The sequence below is a fragment of the Candidatus Limnocylindrales bacterium genome (assembly GCA_035559535.1).
In the GTDB taxonomy this organism is placed as follows: Bacteria; Moduliflexota; Moduliflexia; order Moduliflexales; family JAUQPW01; genus JAUQPW01.
This window is the reverse complement of sequence record DATMBG010000055.1, coordinates 21,823-38,662: the sequence shown is the minus strand read 5'-3', so window position 1 is coordinate 38,662 and position 16,840 is coordinate 21,823. Positions and strand designations below refer to the sequence as shown.

The following is a 16,840-nucleotide window of genomic DNA, read 5'->3' as shown; positions in this document are numbered from 1 at the left end:
ACACCGGAAGGTAAAGGTAATGTCACTGAAGTAGATCATTCCATCCGGGCCTGCGGCTACCCCTTCGGTGAGGACGCAACCTCCCTCGAAGAGTTTCTCAAGTTTGGCTCCAGGTGGAATAATACTCGGATCCCCGGTTGGCATCTTCTCCTCAGCTTCCAGGGCAGATAGGTTTATGAAGATCACACCGATAAGGATAATACCTATCAAAGGGAAATTCCTTATACGAAAAGATAACATAATCGACTCCTTTCTTCAGATGAGATGAAGGTAAAGATAAAAGACAAGGGAATAGTTACCTACGACCACCTGATTATCTTCTGAGTTGATACCTCCCTGAAAAGATAAGATCCAGAATCAATCTGGAAAAAGATAGTCCCTGAGGCAGGCCAGGGACTATCCCCACTCATAAGATAACGGAAATACCAGGAGGATTTATGAGTGGAACCTGACATAGGGTTTTAAATTGCACCAATCGTAATACTTTATAAAAATAAATAATATCTTTTATGTGGTTTTTTAAAAATAAATAATACGAAACACTGTTTGTCAAGAAAAATAGTAATAAATTTTATGGAGAATTTACAAAGAGATCCTTCCGGTTGATGGAAATGCGGCAAAAGTAGGGAGGAACGATCCTTGCGATGATCCTTAAATGGGGCAATCCTGGGGAGTTATTTCTACCATTCAGAGGGGTTTTCAGGTACGACCCTGCATGGCCTCAAGCAGGCAATCCCTCCCTTTCCCTCCTCCCATGCGGAGAGGGCTGGGGTGGGCGGTCCTTATCCTTTAGAAGGCATTTCAAGACCGACCTGGTATAAGCACCGGATTTTTTGTTTTCAGTGGTTAAGCTCCGATCATCGTGTACTTTACCGACATTTCAACACATAAATACCCAGACCGAATAAAACGATGGAACTTGCTGCCGAAGCCATACAGTAGAGGCAAACAGCCTTAAGAACAAAAAGTTGAAGATAGATAAACCCCAGCGAAGTCAGGAAGCCAAAGAAAGTCAAATAGGCGGTAAAACGGAGGATACTCCTTCGTGGCGTATCCACGTAAGCAACCAGGGAGAGAAAAATAACCAGATAATACAAGGCTCCGGGCAGGGCTACAGGGACCCTTCCCAGGGTCGCATAGGGGCTTGTGAGGACCTTTTCGCAACCTTCTAGGAGGGAGCAGGTGGGAACTTCCCCCAGGTAATGTTTGGCAGTCAGGTAGGTTGCATCTAAAAAACCTACCAGACTGACGATGAGAAAAGCAAGAACAATGGAGTTAGGAATTACTTTGAATGGCCTGCTGGATGAGGTTTTTAAACTCTTCATAGCTTCTGGGGTTTTGAATTTTCTTTCCGTTAAGAAAAAAAGTTGGCGTGGCGTCTATACCGGATTGAATACTGTGCTGATAATCGTTTTCTACCTTTTCTCGCACTTCCCTGGAGTTGAGATCATTTTTAAACTGTTCCACACTGAGATTAAGGGATTGAGCATATTTTATAAAAATCTCCCCGGCATCGGACCGATTTGCCCAACTACTCTGATTTTCAAAAAGCATGTCATGCATTTCCCAAAACTTACCCTGCCTGCCGGCGGCTTCGGCAGCGCGTGCAGCCAATTCTGCGTTGGGATGAATTTGCTTGAGGGGAAAATGGCGATAGACAAATTGCATTTTATCGTTAAATTCCAGGGTTAATCTTTTAACCCAGGCATAGCTATTACGGCAAGCAGGACATTGAAAGTCGCTGTATTCGATCAGAGTAACCTTTGCATCTTTATTGCCTTTGGTCCAACCTGCAGTTGAGTCTAGGGAGGTTGGTGGAGAGGCTTTGTAGGAAGAGGGATTTTTGGCCAACTGGATCATTCCAAAGATCCCACCGCCAACGCCGAGCAACACAAAAAACCAGAGGGTAATCCGCCTGCGTAGGCGTTTCCGTTGTTCTTGTTTTTGTTCATGTAATCTGGCTTGCTTTTTTTCCTCCCGTCTCAATTCCCGACGTTCTCTTTTAGTCAAATGTCGGTGGTTGTTGTCGGCCATACTGTTTTCTCTCCCCTATAGCTGCGCCTTGCATCCCGGAGAAGCTTCCGGTGCAGACATTTAAATCCTGGATTTCTGAATCGTAGCCTTATCTATAACTTCTCCCCGATCATTAATGGCTTTAAGGGTGAGGAGGCTTCCATCAATCTCGACATAGGTTACATGGAAAGTATCTTCAATATAGGCACACCAGGGCCCTTTCTTTAGACGGCTTCGCCAGAAATTATTTCCCCGTCCCCCCCCACCGGTTACAATATAGACAATCCCCTGGGTATCGGAAACAGGTTCACTTTCTATACTGCCGTCCCTTATGGGATAAGATCTCTCATAGTGGTGATCGTGGCCATTAAACACCATATCCACCTGGTATTTCTCCAATACTGGAACCAGGGTTTTCCTGAGCTGGGCCAGCCGTTCTTTCTGACCTCCCTGACCGTGGTATCCTCCACTATAAGGGGGATGGTGAAAAAAGACAAATCGCCAGTTGACCTCCGGGTCGTTCTCGGCCTTCTGAAGTTCATGAACCAGCCACTTATATTGAGGACTTCCTTGAATTTGATCCGGTTTATATAAAAGCCCTTCATTACTATCTAAGGCTATAAACAGAGCATGGGCATATCTAAAGGTATAATATCGTTTGGAATTCAGAGGATTATTAGCGGGAACATCAAATGCCTCTAAGTAACCTTGTCCGTTTTTGGAATCCAGATCATGGTTTCCCAGTGAAGGAAAGAAGGGAACCTTTTTTATCAGGTCTCGATAGGGTCGGAAGTAGTTAGACTCATAGTAGGCAGTATCCCCATTGGGATAGACAATATCTCCCGTCAGAATAGCCAGGTCAAAATTTAAACTTTTCATGACCTCTGCGACCCGATATTGATCCGTATTACCACTACCGGAATCTCCAAATGCGATAAAGGAGAAACTTTTAGAACTACACGGTTTGGCTGTTTTGAAAGTTTCCATTTCTGTCAGGGGGGCTCCATCGCCAAAAATCTGATAATAGTACTGGGTATCCGGTTGAAGATCTAGAAGCGTCACGAGATGGCACTCTGTAGGTGAAAGACCGTTTGCAATCTGTTCTAAATCTTGTGTCAGTCCGTATCGGATCTCACCTTTACAGGAACTTTTTGTTTTCCAGGCAATTTTCATCGAAGAAGTGGTAGGGCATTGAAGGTAAGGATATCGAAGTAACTCTAAATCGGTTTTAGACAGGTTTTTAGATGAACTTCTATAAACCTCCTGGAATGATGAAAAGGTTTTTTTCTCAGCCTGGGTACAGGATATTAAACTTACGGGCAATGTACTCAGGTAAAGTCCAAAACCACCTCGCCCCACTTTCTTTAAAAATTCTCTTCGTGTAACTCTGCTTTCCATACCTCTTCCTAAACCACCTAGATACCTTTCCTTCCAGTTAGAAATTTACCCCCGGCATCTAGTAGGCTGTGCTTCCATGTTGGATTACAACCCTTTAACACTTCAAATTATATTCTCAAATCTAATTCCATTTGTAAAGGATAAATAGTTATTTTTTTCATTCTTTTAAGGTATCTAAAACTATCCCTGATCTTTAGGGGATCAGATACCTAATCTTTGGGTTCTGTTGGGAATTTAGCCTCTACCCATTCATTCCATCCACCTTTCAAGGCATAAACCCTGGTAAATCCCTTACGGAGGAGTTCCCGTGCCACCCGGGCACTGGTAGCTTCATCAGGTCAAGAACAATAAAGAACCAAAATTTTATCTTTAGGATATTTGTCGGCCCAAGAGTTTACACTTTTGGGGTCTTCTCGGATCGCCCCTTTAATTTTTTCCCTGCTGCTTTCCCAACTTGAACCAGTTCTGACATCCAGGATAATCAAATCGGGGTTACCGAACATTTCTTTAAGCTTTTCTTTTGTTATTCTGGGAACCTCATCGGCGGCATATCCCATTGTAGAAACCCAACAGGACAGTACGAAAAATAGGATCCCGGCTATAGGGAACAATCTTTTTAGTTTCATTTGCTCCTCATAAAGAGGGAGTCGAATCGGGTAAACCTGATTATTCCCGATTCTCCACCTCTTCTTTCCATAAGGACTTTCATCAGCTATTGCTTTAACAGCAACTTGATAAATTTAATTTTATCCCCTCAGGGAGAAAATACAAAAAATAATTTACCCTATCTATTCAGGAAACAGGCCTATTCCATGATCAAATAGACAGACGAATAGACAAACAGTTCTATAATCGAGAAAAAGCAGATAGAAAATCCAAACTGAGAAGGAGAAAACCGATTTTTGTCTTGGCATCATGGAATAAGCCCTTTAATTTCCCCAGGATTTCATCCTCTTAGAAGTTGACAACCGCCTGGAACTGAAATTGATGACTTGTTTTATCGGCTTCTAGAATATCTACTCCTGGCTCTTCATCGGAGAAGGCAGGTCGATTGGAGTGGTTGTAACGGTATTCAAACTTCAAGTCGACCCAATCAATGGGATGACGAGTTCGTGCAAACGTAGCACCGGTCGGACGAAGATCTGGAATCAATCGGGAGAGATGGATGACGGGAGCAAAAGTCAGGGATTGGAGCTTTTGCTGGATTCCGGTTCTTGCCCCATCCTGATCATCAAAGTAGCCATAACGAAGGGAAAAACCCAACCAGGGTCGGGCATCATAGTGGCCCAGCAAATAAAATCCAAACCAACTTACATCTCCCTGTATTGGGGCCTGAAAGATAGGCTGGCCGACTTGTCGGGCTTCAAAATCTGATTCGCTTCCGAAGACAAATTCCCCCGTCAAAAGGAATTTGGAGATAGGATTCCAGGTAGCGTCAAGGTCTATCACCCATCGTTTACTCGAATCGTTATTTTCTTGTTCGGGACCATAGATACCTCCGATGCCAAAGTTTAAAAGGCCTGTGGTCGGCAAGGGGGTGAAACCAATGCGGCCTCCGACGGTTTTTCCTTTATTGTTATCGTTAAAGTCATCCTCCGTCGTCTCAGACTCCCAGCGGTTCACGAGGAAGACATCGAAGTTTACTTTAGGATTTACTTGGTAAGCCGTCCAGAATCCCGTTACTTTTTGCGGGCGACCGAAACGGAAGACCTCGGAGTTGGTAGCCGTGAGCAACAGGGGTTCATCATGCCGTTCGATACCGAACGGAACGTCAAATCTTCCCAAGGAGAGGGAAAGCCCATTCCCAACCGGGACTATACCGGTAATATTAAATTTATCCAGCCCAACTTCAATTTCGGGCTCCTCGGATCCGAATCTCTCAATACAAGGACTGGTTCCACCTTCCGGACAGCCGAACTCCGGGTTGAAGCCATGGGCATGTCGGTTCCTGTGACTTTCTACCTCGATAGCTCCACTGGCTGAAAGCCAGGAAGCAAAAGTCCTGGAAAGGGCCAGGCCGAATTTGTCGAAACTAAAATTAGTCGCTCCAGGATTGGCCAGAGCCGGAGCACTACCGGCAAATTCCGGAACTATCTGAATACGGGAATTATAACTCAAGGATCCCACGATGAAACCATTGATCTTTATACCCACAGGTTCTTTAGGAAGTCCTGCAAGATCTAAGGGGGTCTCTCGACCGGGTGAGGTAGGAGATAGCGAGATCTCCCGTTCCTTAGACTCCTGAGCCAGACCACAGGTAGACCAGGTCATAATGTAAAGGAGTAGCCCCGGAATATAGAGAAGATAAGGGGATAAAAGGTTTTTCTTTTTTCTTCCCTTCGATTTTACAAGGAACTCATCCCTGTCATAGGGACCCTTTTGATGAAAAAAGCTTTGACCTTGAGATTTTGAGACTCTTTTATTACTCCCATCCATGGAGTGATCAGATGGTATTAAATCCGACTGAGTCCACATAATTTCCTCCTCTCTACTGTAAGCGGCCAGCAAGGTTAGTTGTTGTCATAACCCGCTAAACCTGGAAATAGGCACACATCGAGTTTTAAGAACCCATCGGTACAGGCACAGCACAGATCAAGTACCCTCAACCTCTATCCCAATCTCAAACGTAAAAAAGGGAATCTGGAATACAGGTTTAAAACCATGAACAAGCTCACATGAAATCTCAACCTTGTGGCTTATCGATAGCTATGGAGTAAAGGAGGAGCTCGACTTTTAAAGGAGAGATCAAAAAATAGATGAAGGCTTTCGATTCGAATAAAAGTATCCAGAGGGAATTCCTGGATTTTACTTAAAAGATTTACTTGAGAGGTCAGGCTTCCTGAAATAAGGTTAAGTAAAAAGACACAGATATGATGGGAAGACTCTGGATGTTGATCCCTCGAATTGGACGGAGAAGGTTGGGAAGGTTCTAACCTGGAAGAAGTCAGAGAGATTCCCGGTTTAAAGTCTAATTCATGGTCCACTAAACAGAAGGTCCCATAGCCCAGGAAAACTAAATAGGCCAGAAGGACTATTTTTACCCAGGAAAACAACTTCTTCTGCATAAAAGAAAGGATTTCATTCAAAAAAGGGTTTTATTTAAAGCTTCCCATCAGATATCCCCTCGCTTCAGGACCGCAATATCGAAGAGAGCCGCAGCACGTTGGATAAGGTTGGCAACAATTTGACCATAAAAGAGGGTCATATTTTCCTGTCCACCGGCCTGACCGGCCCCGGCAACCGTGAAGTTTCCATGGCTATCCAATCCGATATAGTTTTGAGTGAAATCCTGATCCAGAAGTGGCTTGAGCCAGGGATAGGTTTCTTCGGTCATTTCCACGACCTTTGCACCCTTGACTTTCCCATCGGGGCCTAATCCAACGGCTACCCGGACCGGGCCATGGATGGTAAACTCGGTCATAAAGGCCACTGCGGCGACCATTTTTCCCTGCTCATCCCGACCCAGGTAAAATCGATAAAACTCTTCATCAGCCTGCCATCCCAGTTGGTTTCGTAAGGCTTCCCGTTCTTCAGGTTTTAACCTGACTTCCCGAACAAAGAACTTTTTAGCCCCGTCGGTCATACTCAGCACGGCATCCCGATCAGAGATGAGAACCACCGGAGGGGTAATATGAGCGAGGGTGATTCCTGTCTGGACTATAAAAGAAAAGCATAACATACACCCGGTTAGAAACATAACCTGTTTATATTTTTTCTTCATACCTAAAGACCTCCTTTCCTGTCACGACTTACCTACGGTTTATATAGGGGCTCCCCTTTTTAGCCAGAGTTCATAAAGGGAAATGACAGCAATCATTACATAACCCAGGGCAAAGATACTTCCACCCATCAAAACCAGCACGGCAAAGGGTTGCCAGACAAACCGGGTCAGCCACATACCGCCAATATCTAAGATGGTTCCGATAAAGGGAAGGGCCAGAATCAAGGCTTTCTTCCACTCCTCTATAGAAGAAAAAAGGAAGATGAGTCCGAGCAGTCCAGCAATAAGGGTTTGACCGAAGAGATGGGTATGGCTTGTCTGAATCAAGAGGGGAGTCCGAATCCAGACTTTGGCAGTGTTACGGATTTGACTGATATCGATCTCCTTTTCCATGCTCATCTGTCCGTGACCCATATGCGTCATGGGCATTTCCGGAGCCAAACTACTCTTTACATCTTCATAAGAAAGGCCAACAGCAGTGGCTGCCTGGGTAAAGGCAGCCAAAGATCCTAAACCGATTCCCAAAAGGAACAAAGTACAGAATACCTTGGCACTTAAAGGTAGATTGGAAAGATAAACCCCTTTCATAGAGTAACACACCTCCTTGAAGAATGGGCATTATAGCCCCCTGTATAACCTAGTTCCCTAACCTGAGGAAAGTAGACAGAAAGAGTCTTTACACAAGAATTAGCCTTCTTTACCTTTGTAGAAACAGCCTTAATCTTTAACAAGAAGAACACAAAAGTCTTTCTAAAAAGAAGTAATCCCTTACTTCCCTCTGATTTCTCTGATCTTCGTGTTAAATTTTAAGGCTTTAACAAAAACCGCCAAAGTAAAGTAAAGAATATTTAAAAGGCAGGTTTGAAGAAGCCAGGGGGGGATCGATTAGCGTAGGAGAGAATAGGGGCTCGATAAACTTTTTCATTTCGTATCCAATTACAGGGAGAAATAAGTAGGGCAAAAATAAAAAGGAATAGGCCGGAAACTATCGAGGTTAAAAGGAGAAATTGTACTACCAAACAGGAGTGGGCAAGACTTCTTGAATCCTTGGATTCATGGTGCCGATGGGAGGAAGGAAAATCCGAGATTTCCCCAGGGTGGGAAAAGTCTAGAGGATGATCAAACAGGCAAAGATTCCCATAACCTAGAAATCCCAGGTATAACAGTAAAAGAAGGAAGAATAATTCTTTTCTTTGTACGCTTTGGACCAACGGACAGACCCCCTATAATTTCATATCCTGACTTATAGTCAACCGCTTTCTTTTAAAATTGTCAAGGTTAATTTCACCCTTTTCATCATTTTCCTCTCCCGTCCTCTCTACAATTTCCAGAACTACATCCAATCAAATGGTTCTTCCCAGAATTTGATTGAAGTGGTAGGATCATAGGAAGGGTCAAAACAAAAGATTAGTAACTGTAACAATTTAGTAGATGTCCCTTTTTCTGTCTGAACGCCCCCCATCCCCCCTCCAGGGGGGATTCAGCAGCAGCAACCCTATGTCAGTCCCTCCTGGAGGGGGGATGGGGGGCGTTTCTTTTTCTACCTAACTAAATGGATACGGATACAAAGGTTAAAAAAAATTTGACAGGTTAAGAAACAGGCATTAATTTTGAATACTGGAAAATTTCCGGATAATTTAGAAACACACCCGTTGCTTGTAAAGATAAGCAACAGTTCAATCGGAGGGGCTGCTCTGAATGAACTTTTATAAGTAAAACCAGCCCAAACCTTCATAGGAGGCCTTTAAATGGATACGGAAACCGTGATTTTAAGAAAAAAAGAGGTAGGAAACACCCGATTTGAGCTAACCGAACGAGATGTTCGGGAAAATGGAACTTTATATAAAGAATTTAGTTTGATTATCTCTAATGGGAACGGCAATCCGAAAGTTATTTCGGAGAAATCCCCTACAACGGGTAAAAAAGCTGCCGTTGAATCTCTTAGACAAGATTATATCAGATTATTTGATAAAAAAGTAGCTCAAGCGGTTGAGGAACAGAAGGAAAAAGAAAAAGCTTTAATTCAACAACCTTCTGGCCCTGTAGATCCTATCAAAGCAAGTAAAAGATCCGTGGGAAAGAGATAAAATTTATTTCCTTAAACTTTAGGGAGGAATTTAAGAAACCCGTTTTCTTTAAGAAGACGGGTTTTTTATTTGTTTCTTACCCTGCATCTGGAAAAATCTGCTGTTCTTATTCCAGGCCGGCTTCTCTGAAAAGTTATCCCCCTTCCCAGGAAGGAAAGGGGATTTACGGGGATCAGTCTTCAACAAGCTGTTTAAGTTCGGTCAAACGGCTTACCTGGGCATCCGGCAGGAATCCTAATTCATCCAGTGGAGCATTTGTTCGATTGACCCAACATACCTGAAATCCGAAAGCCTTCGCACCGATAACATCGAAAGAGTTAGAAGAAACAAAACAGATGGCTTCCTTGGGTATACCTAATTTTTGAGGAGCCAGCTCATAAACCCGGGGACTTGGTTTATAAGCTTTAACCTCTTCTACACTGATAATTTGTACAAATCTTCCCTTTAAACCTGCATTTTGAACCACAGCCTGAAGCATGCGAGGAGAGCCATTGGAAAGGATAGAGAGGGGAAAGGAAGCCAGGGAAGTCAGGGCCTCTAAGACTTCTGGATAAAGGTCCAGTCGAAGATAAGCGGTCATAAGTAAGGGACGAGGGTCGATGGGAGCCTGGAGATTGAGAGTTTTGCAGGCAAAGGTAAGTGCAGCTTCTGTTACCTGCCAAAAATCCTCGTAATGCCCCATTAATGTTTTCAACCAGGTGTACTCCAATTGCTTGGCCCGCCAAAGTTGACTCAAGGCCTCACCCCGCCCGGGAAAGGCTCTATTACAAGCCTCTACAACGGAATGAACGTCGAAGAGGGTTCCATAAGCATCAAAAACAAAAGTCTGAATATTTTTCATGGATCATCCTCCAGAACTAAGGTACCGAACAACGGACACATGAGCCGTACTTCTAATATGTGTTCCCCTATAAAGAGAAAGTCAACAAGAAAAGTAGACCCCTCGCGAATTTTATCCAATATCCTAGCGAATAGGGATACCCCTCTAACCCCTCGGATCCTCCCCTCCCTGTGAGGGAAAGAGAGAATGGAAACCCAGGTCATCCCCGAGTTCCCCCTTCCCACGTCAGGGGCTTATCTTTACCCACATTTTTCGATTTGGGAGGATGGGTTCAAAACGGTTAGTAGGTCAACCGTCCCGGTTGACCCACCTTGCAAAAAGAGGGAGCTTGCCCTCACGAAGGGGATTCGAGACATTTCACTACTCAACCGGCAAGATAGCTAAACCAGTTATTAATCCCCTGAAATGAAAAAATGTGGGTAATGGTTAACGTCAGGGGGGGGGAGCTTCCTTTGGAGCTTGAAGAAAATCCTGAATGACGGAATCCCCTGACGGAAGTCGGGGCTACCAACTGTTTACTCCTGACAGGGCTTTTCAGCTTATCCTGGTGTCTGTGAGGGGTAGGGAGGGTAGGTTAGAAAAAACCCTATTCCTAAAAGTTAGAGGGAAGCAGGGAGTATTAGACCTCACCTGTTAAATAGGTAGGAATACAAAGTGCTTGACAAGCCTGAGGGTTCCACTGTTATTTGTTTAAGGAGAATAAATAGCTTATATCCTTAAAGAACTACAACGCAGAAGGTAAAACGTACAGATCAAATAATAAAGTAAGGCAAGGGTTACGTTTTACAGGTTGCGTTTTAAACATGTATCAAATTAACGAAGAACGTTTCTATTTTGAAGATATCCCGAATAGTAAATCCTTTACCGATGCCTTTTCCCGAGAGCATTATACCCGTGATAAAACCTTTCATACCGAGCATTTGAAGCTAGAACTCTCCTTTGACGAACCGGCCAGGAAGGTTATGGGACGGGTAACTTTAACTCTTTATCCCATAAACGACCATTTTCGTTGGGTAGAACTGGATAGTGTGGATTTAACCATTCTAAAAGTTACCGATCAGGAGGGGAGAGTTTTAGAGTTTACGGCGTCCGAGGGCAAGCTCCGCATAGACCTGGGTCAATTTTATCAAAGTGGACAAAAGATAATCGTTTCCATAGATTATGAAGGGTTCCCCAAAAAGGGTCTTTTCTTTGTACAACCCGATGAAGCCTATCCCCACAAGCCTTATCAAATCTGGTCCCAGGGAGAAGCTCAGGACAACAGCCACTGGTTTCCCTGTTATGACGCTCCGAATGACCGGTGTACTTCAGAGGTCCTTTTAACGGTTCAAGACAAGTATATTGGCCTGTCTAACGGTAAACTCCTGGAGGTTACCCATGATCCCATCCGAAAGACCAAAACGTTTCATTGGTTCCATGAATTTCCCCATCCTACCTACCTGGTAAATATTGCCGTTGGAGAGTTCAGTGAAAAGACCGATTATTATGAAGATATTCCTATTATTTACTATGTTCCCCGGGGAGATGAGGATAAAATCCAGCGTTCCTTTGAAAATACCCCGGATATGATGAAGTTTTTTTCGGAAAAGACCGGTTATCGTTATCCCTATGCCAAATATGCCCAGGTGGCCGTGTATGATTTCACCTGGGGAGGAATGGAAAATACCACCTTGACGATTCTCACCCATACGACCCTTCATGACGCCCGGGCCCATCTGGACTATAAGAGTGATGCTCTGGTGGCCCATGAACTGGCCCATCAGTGGTTTGGGGATCTGCTGACCACTAAAAGCTGGGAGCATCTGTGGTTAAATGAAGGATTTGCTTCTTATTTTGATCCCCTCTACTATGAGTACAAGTGGGGTGTGGATGAGTTCCATTATCGGATGATGGAAGAAGCAGAAGGGTATTTTAAGGAAACCGAGAAGTACAAGCGGCCCATTGTAACGAACCTGTATACAGACCATGAAGATATGTTCGACGCACATTCGTATAACAAAGCGGCCTGGGCTTTACATATGCTTCGATATGTTCTCTCCGATGAGCTATTCTGGAAGGTAATTCCGGCTTATGTACGAAAATTCGCCGGAAAAAATGTGGAAACCAACGATCTCAAAGTGGTGATTGAAGAGACAACCGGAATGAGCCTGGAATGGTTTTTTAAGCAATGGTTTTATAAAGCAGGCCATCCGGAATTCGAGGTCAAATGGAGTTGGGAACCTTCTTCAGAGAGTCCAGAGTCGGAAAAAGGGAAAGATCTCAGATACCGGACATCTGATACCGGACTTCAGGCAGGAGGTATGGTCGTTTTAAATGTGAAACAGACTCAAAAAACGGACGAACAGGTTCCGATTTTCCGAATGCCTGTCGAAATCGAAATCACCACCCGGGAAGGAAGCCGGACCCACAAAATAACCGTTGAAAAAGCCGAACAGACCTTTTTCTTTCCTGCCGATTCCAGACCGCTTATGGTACTCTTTGACCCCGGTAACTGGATTCTAAAAACCCTTAAATTCGATAAACCCAAGGAAGAATGGATTTACCAGGTTAAGCACGCCAGGACCATTGCCGGAAGGATCCAAGCCTGTGAAGGATTAGGAAAGATTATAGGTCATTCCGCGGTGGTGACCTCTTTGAAAGAGACCCTGTTGGGAGATAAGTTTTACGGGGTTCGACGTGCAGCCGCCAAAGCTTTGGGTGAAATCGGAACCGAAGAAGCTTTAACGGCCTTACTGGAAGGCCTTAAAGATCCAGACTCTCGAGTTCGAAGGGGGGTCGTGGATGCTTTGGGAAACTTCAAAAAGGAATCGGTTATTGCCGTTTTAAAGGAAGTTTTTGCCAAAGATGAAAGTTATTTTACCCTAGGTGGCACCTTAGAAGCAGCCGCTAAAACAAAATTGACCGGAGTTTACGACTTCATCCTGGAAGGATTAAAACAGGATTCTTGGGCAGAGGTTATTCGCTCCTCGGTATTCAATGCCTTGGGAGAACTCAAAGATCCCAGGGGAATCGAAGTCGGAATGAAATACACGGCCTATGGCCAACCTTATCAAGTTCGAATGGCTGCTGCGAAAGCTCTGGGGAAATTAGGGGATAGCCTGGAAGATAAAAAGGAGATAATTCGAGAGCATCTGGTACCTCTCCTTAAAGATCCCCATCATCGAGTACGTCGGGCGGTTGTTGACGCTCTGGCTACCCTGGGAGATCGTAAAGCCATTCCAGAACTGGAGAAGCTGGCCGAGAGCGAACCCCTTAGTTTGATCAGGCGTGCAGCCCAGAAAGCCATTAAAGCCATTCAGGAGAAGGCCGGAGAAAAATCTCCCAAGGTAGAATTCCAGAAGGAGTTGGAATCCCTCAGAGATGAAAATAAAGAGATGAAAAAGAAATTAGAGGAGTTAACCGCTAAAGTCGCTGCCCTCATCGAAACAAAAGGTGAAAAGTAAAAGGCAAAAGGGATAGAAAAGGTAGAATAAAGGTAAAGCTCCTAAAGATTTTTCCGGCTAATAGGGATTTCAAGACTCTTAAAAGGACTAACAAAATTCTTAAAAATAGCAGGGACATGAGCCATTTTCTTTTGTCTTTAATTCTTCCTCTTTCCGCTTTCACTCTTCCTCGCCCGGCGTTTCACGTTCGTCGCTTCCCCTGGCTCTTTTTATTCTTCATCTGCCTATCTGGGTGTACTCATCGGCTTGACCGTTCAGATATTGAACAGCTCAAATATTTGTTGGTCAGCCTTGAACAGGGAGGTGGAGGGGTTCCTATATCCCCCCATCTTGTCCTGACCACGGCCCATCTTATCTGGAAACCTCCGGGAAAAACGGAGCAAACGCTCTATATTTATATGCCACCGGATTTCACCCATCATACCATCAAAGGACAGGTAGTCTTTATTCGCCGGGAGAAAGATCTCTGCTTGATTAAAACGGATTATACGTTCTCAAGTTACGCCCGCCTGGCCAAAAAGGTTAACTTTTTTGAGGATGTCATTTTGGTTTCCAACTTCCTCTCCGCCGATGCCAGTCTGTTCGCCGATCGAGACTACTATGGCTATAGCCCCTCCATCCAAATCGGTCAATTCATCGATGAAAAGATGGTAAGAGGGACCAGATTGCTTCAATTTAATGGGGGGACCGTTTTTGGAGATAGCGGTTCCCCCCTCTTCAATAAGAAAAAAGAATTAGTAGGCATTGTGAGCCGGGTCGGTCTTTCTCAACCAGGTTATGGGCGGTCTGCTTCGGTTGTAACCCACTACGGACTTGCCATTCACCTGGAAGAGATCCGACAGTTTTTAAAAGAAGGCCGGCTATGAATTAACTTTCATTCCCCTGTTTAAGGTTTTTTACTCTCCGGGTGTTTTGGATCAGATTTAGAGGAACTCTTTGTTTCTTCTTCATTTAAGATGACTCCTAAAGCTTTCAATCTCTCCTCCAGACTATGTTGGGTAGTTGAAAGTTTTTTCAATACCTCACGAATCAAAGCATATTCTGAATCGGTGGAATGAGATGGATTTTGCACTTTCCTCACCTCCTGGATCATGGGATCTAATCCTGTTTTAAGGATCTTCCTCTCTTCTCTCGAGAGCCTTCCACACTTCTTGCTCCCTAGGAGTTTCCTTTTCAAACATACTTCTTTAAATTTAAGCATATTTAGTGCCAGTTTTAACGATCTTCATCAAAACTCCAAAAATCCTGTTGCTTTTTTTTTCTCCCCATGTCAGTTTTACATAGAATTAATTATCATGGAATCAGGATTTAATTTCTAAGCCTCAAAAGCCTAGCGTGTACGGAGATCTTAAAAAAGTTATTTTAAATCTCTGAATACGTGGCGCTTCGATAGTTTTGAGATTATAAATGACAAAACCGGATATTTCAAACTCTACAACCCATTCCTTAGGGGATTTACCCTCTGAGGAGTTCCGTCGATTTGCCCATCAACTGGTAGACTGGATAGCCGATTATCTGGAACAGATCGAGAAGTACCCGGTACTTCCAGATGTAGCCCCCGGGGATATCCGTGCCCAATTACCATCCTTACCGCCTACCTTGGGTGAGCCCATGGAAACGATTCTGGCAGATGTGGATAGAATTATCCTCCCTGGCATGACCCATTGGAATCACCCTAATTTCTTTGCCTATTTTTCCATCACCGGCAGTGGGCCGGGTATACTTGGGGAGTTGCTCAGTGCTGCTTTTAACATCAACGGCATGTTATGGAAGACCTGTCCATCGGCCACAGAACTTGAGCAGGTAACCCTGGACTGGTTACGGCAAATGCTGGGTTTACCCCAGGAGTTCTGGGGGATTATTTATGATACGGCGTCTATCAGTACCCTTCACGCCATAGCTGCTGCACGGGAGCAATTGATGGATTTACAGATTCGCGAACAAGGTCTGGCAGGTCGAACTGAAGTACCCCGGTTAAGGCTTTATACTTCAGAACAGGCCCATTCCTCTGTGGATAAAGCCGCCATCACCCTGGGTATAGGTCTGGCCGGTGTTCGCAAGATTCCCGTGGACGAAGGGTTTCGGATGCAACCGAAGGCTCTGGCTCAGGCTATTAACGAGGATCGACGTCAAGGATGGAGGCCCTTCTGTGTGGTCGCGACGGTGGGTACGACTTCAACTACCAGTATAGACCCTGTTCCTGAAATTGCAGAAATTTGTGAACGGGAAGGGTTATGGCTACATGTGGACGGAGCTTACGGAGGGATGGCGGCAGTGATACCGGAAATGCGTCATGTCCTTGCAGGTTGTGATCGGGCGGACTCCCTGGTAACGAATCCCCACAAATGGCTGTTTGTGCCTGTAGATCTCAGTGCTTTCTACACCCGTAAACCGGAGATATTGCGGCGAGCCTTCAGCCTGGTTCCGGAATACCTTCGTACATCTCAGGACCATCAGGTAGAGAACCTCATGGACTATGGGGTTCAGTTGGGTCGACGTTTCAGAGCCCTAAAACTGTGGTTTGTGCTCAGATATTTCGGATGGGAGGGAATAGCGGCCCGAATCCGTAAACATATCCAACTGGCTCAAGATTTTGCGGCATGGATCGATGCTGACCCAAATTTCGAGCGTATGACTCCCACTCCTTTCAGTACCATTTGCTTCCGGGCTCACCCACCCCATATGGATCAGGAAGAGACCTTAAACCACTTGAATGAACGCCTGTTAGAGGCAATTAACGGAACCCATGAAGTGTTTTTGTCCCACACCAGGTTACACAATCGGTACGTCCTGCGCCTGGCCATCGGTAATATACGTACCGAAGAAAAACATGTCCGTCGAGCCTGGGAGATTATTCGGGAAAAACTTAAAGAAGTAAGTTCTGGGTATTAGGTGATAAGAAAAAGACTTATGAGACCTGTCACTTAAGACCCAGGACTGTTTTGGTTGGATGTATAACCAACAACTTCTCGATCATTTTGAAAATCCGAGAAATGTGGGTGAAATCGAAGATGCAGATGGCAAGGGAAGGGTCACCAATCCTGCCTGTGGGGATATCATGAGCTTACACATCCGGGTTAAAGGGGATAAGATTTATGAAGCAAAATTTAAAACCTACGGGTGTCCGGCAGCCATAGCCAGCGGGTCGGTTGTTACAGAAATGCTGATAGGAAAAACCCTGGAAGAAGCCCTTAAAATCTCACATAAAGATATCGACAAAGCTCTTGGAGGACTTGAACCGGCAACCGTTCATGGTTCTATGTTGGCAGAGGACGCCGTTCAAACGGCTATTCAGGATTATAAGACAAAGAATCGGGCGTAGAACGGTATAAAAGAG

At 44.7% G+C, this 16,840-nt stretch carries 16 protein-coding genes; 5 read left to right on the top strand and 11 right to left on the bottom strand.

The window, feature by feature from the left end; all coding sequences use genetic code 11:
* The 9 genes from VNM22_21430 to VNM22_21390 form a co-directional block, all read right to left on the bottom strand.
* Positions 1 to 240, bottom strand: a 240-nt coding sequence (locus tag VNM22_21430; protein HWP49732.1) for a hypothetical protein, incomplete at its 3' end; no start/stop codon positions are given.
* Between the two features lie 629 nt (positions 241 to 869).
* Positions 870 to 1,325: a vitamin K epoxide reductase family protein gene (locus VNM22_21425; GenBank protein ID HWP49731.1), complete on the bottom strand. Its 456-nt coding sequence runs from the start codon at positions 1,323 to 1,325 to the stop codon at positions 870 to 872.
* Complete coding sequence (locus VNM22_21420; GenBank protein ID HWP49730.1) at positions 1,276 to 2,034, bottom strand: thioredoxin domain-containing protein; 759 nt, start codon at positions 2,032 to 2,034, stop codon at positions 1,276 to 1,278. The genes VNM22_21425 and VNM22_21420 overlap by 50 nt, the downstream gene beginning before the upstream one ends.
* A gap of 60 nt (positions 2,035 to 2,094) precedes the next feature.
* Complete coding sequence (locus VNM22_21415) at positions 2,095 to 3,411, bottom strand: metallophosphoesterase family protein (GenBank protein HWP49729.1); 1,317 nt, start codon at positions 3,409 to 3,411, stop codon at positions 2,095 to 2,097.
* A 209-nt stretch (positions 3,412 to 3,620) separates the two neighbouring features.
* A complete protein-coding gene (locus VNM22_21410; GenBank protein ID HWP49728.1) occupies positions 3,621 to 3,968 on the bottom strand; it encodes a rhodanese-related (seleno)protein in 348 nt (115 codons plus the stop codon).
* Between the two features lie 397 nt (positions 3,969 to 4,365).
* The gene (locus VNM22_21405; protein ID HWP49727.1) at positions 4,366 to 5,886 is read right to left on the bottom strand and encodes an outer membrane beta-barrel protein; all 1,521 of its coding nucleotides are present in this window, start codon (positions 5,884 to 5,886) and stop codon (positions 4,366 to 4,368) included.
* A 221-nt stretch (positions 5,887 to 6,107) separates the two neighbouring features.
* Complete coding sequence (locus VNM22_21400; GenBank protein ID HWP49726.1) at positions 6,108 to 6,476, bottom strand: hypothetical protein; 369 nt, start codon at positions 6,474 to 6,476, stop codon at positions 6,108 to 6,110.
* A 47-nt stretch (positions 6,477 to 6,523) separates the two neighbouring features.
* Entirely contained in the window at positions 6,524 to 7,132 is a 609-nt protein-coding gene (locus VNM22_21395) for a hypothetical protein (protein HWP49725.1), read from the bottom strand.
* A 39-nt stretch (positions 7,133 to 7,171) separates the two neighbouring features.
* A complete protein-coding gene (locus VNM22_21390) occupies positions 7,172 to 7,720 on the bottom strand; it encodes a hypothetical protein (GenBank protein ID HWP49724.1) in 549 nt (182 codons plus the stop codon).
* Positions 7,721 to 8,880: 1,160 nt separating this feature from the next.
* Between VNM22_21390 and VNM22_21385 the strand changes: the two genes are divergently transcribed.
* Positions 8,881 to 9,219 carry a hypothetical protein gene (locus VNM22_21385; GenBank protein ID HWP49723.1) on the top strand — a complete coding sequence of 113 codons (339 nt, stop codon included), beginning with the start codon at positions 8,881 to 8,883 and terminating at the stop codon, positions 9,217 to 9,219.
* Positions 9,220 to 9,391: 172 nt separating this feature from the next.
* Here VNM22_21385 and VNM22_21380 read toward each other — a convergent pair whose 3' ends face one another.
* Positions 9,392 to 10,060, bottom strand: coding sequence for a haloacid dehalogenase type II (locus tag VNM22_21380; GenBank protein ID HWP49722.1), 669 nt, complete (start codon positions 10,058 to 10,060; stop codon positions 9,392 to 9,394).
* 803 nt (positions 10,061 to 10,863) lie between these two features.
* Between VNM22_21380 and VNM22_21375 the strand changes: the two genes are divergently transcribed.
* Complete coding sequence (locus tag VNM22_21375; protein HWP49721.1) at positions 10,864 to 13,503, top strand: HEAT repeat domain-containing protein; 2,640 nt, start codon at positions 10,864 to 10,866, stop codon at positions 13,501 to 13,503.
* A 116-nt stretch (positions 13,504 to 13,619) separates the two neighbouring features.
* On the top strand, positions 13,620 to 14,369 hold the full coding sequence (locus tag VNM22_21370; protein ID HWP49720.1) for a serine protease: 750 nt from the start codon (positions 13,620 to 13,622) through the stop codon (positions 14,367 to 14,369).
* Between the two features lie 20 nt (positions 14,370 to 14,389).
* Here VNM22_21370 and VNM22_21365 read toward each other — a convergent pair whose 3' ends face one another.
* The gene (locus tag VNM22_21365) at positions 14,390 to 14,575 is read right to left on the bottom strand and encodes a hypothetical protein (GenBank protein HWP49719.1); all 186 of its coding nucleotides are present in this window, start codon (positions 14,573 to 14,575) and stop codon (positions 14,390 to 14,392) included.
* Between the two features lie 335 nt (positions 14,576 to 14,910).
* Between VNM22_21365 and VNM22_21360 the strand changes: the two genes are divergently transcribed.
* Both VNM22_21360 and VNM22_21355 read left to right on the top strand, forming a co-directional pair.
* The gene (locus VNM22_21360) at positions 14,911 to 16,395 is read left to right on the top strand and encodes a pyridoxal-dependent decarboxylase (protein ID HWP49718.1); all 1,485 of its coding nucleotides are present in this window, start codon (positions 14,911 to 14,913) and stop codon (positions 16,393 to 16,395) included.
* 58 nt (positions 16,396 to 16,453) lie between these two features.
* Positions 16,454 to 16,825, top strand: coding sequence for an iron-sulfur cluster assembly scaffold protein (locus tag VNM22_21355; GenBank protein ID HWP49717.1), 372 nt, complete (start codon positions 16,454 to 16,456; stop codon positions 16,823 to 16,825).
* The last annotated feature ends 15 nt before the right edge of the window (positions 16,826 to 16,840 follow it).

Bases quoted from the DNA above. Each gene is read 5' to 3' on its own strand.
- VNM22_21425 (HWP49731.1), bottom strand. From the start codon at position 1,325: ATGAAGAGTTTAAAAACCTCATCCAGCAGGCCATTCAAAGTAATTCCT.
- VNM22_21420 (HWP49730.1), bottom strand. From the start codon at position 2,034: ATGGCCGACAACAACCACCGACATTTGACTAAAAGAGAACGTCGGGAA.
- VNM22_21415 (HWP49729.1), bottom strand. From the start codon at position 3,411: ATGGAAAGCAGAGTTACACGAAGAGAATTTTTAAAGAAAGTGGGGCGA.
- VNM22_21405 (HWP49727.1), bottom strand. From the start codon at position 5,886: ATGTGGACTCAGTCGGATTTAATACCATCTGATCACTCCATGGATGGG.
- VNM22_21400 (HWP49726.1), bottom strand. From the start codon at position 6,476: ATGCAGAAGAAGTTGTTTTCCTGGGTAAAAATAGTCCTTCTGGCCTAT.
- VNM22_21395 (HWP49725.1), bottom strand. From the start codon at position 7,132: ATGAAGAAAAAATATAAACAGGTTATGTTTCTAACCGGGTGTATGTTA.
- VNM22_21390 (HWP49724.1), bottom strand. From the start codon at position 7,720: ATGAAAGGGGTTTATCTTTCCAATCTACCTTTAAGTGCCAAGGTATTC.
- VNM22_21385 (HWP49723.1), top strand. From the start codon at position 8,881: ATGGATACGGAAACCGTGATTTTAAGAAAAAAAGAGGTAGGAAACACC.
- VNM22_21380 (HWP49722.1), bottom strand. From the start codon at position 10,060: ATGAAAAATATTCAGACTTTTGTTTTTGATGCTTATGGAACCCTCTTC.
- VNM22_21375 (HWP49721.1), top strand. From the start codon at position 10,864: ATGTATCAAATTAACGAAGAACGTTTCTATTTTGAAGATATCCCGAAT.
- VNM22_21370 (HWP49720.1), top strand. From the start codon at position 13,620: ATGAGCCATTTTCTTTTGTCTTTAATTCTTCCTCTTTCCGCTTTCACT.
- VNM22_21360 (HWP49718.1), top strand. From the start codon at position 14,911: ATGACAAAACCGGATATTTCAAACTCTACAACCCATTCCTTAGGGGAT.
- VNM22_21355 (HWP49717.1), top strand. From the start codon at position 16,454: ATGTATAACCAACAACTTCTCGATCATTTTGAAAATCCGAGAAATGTG.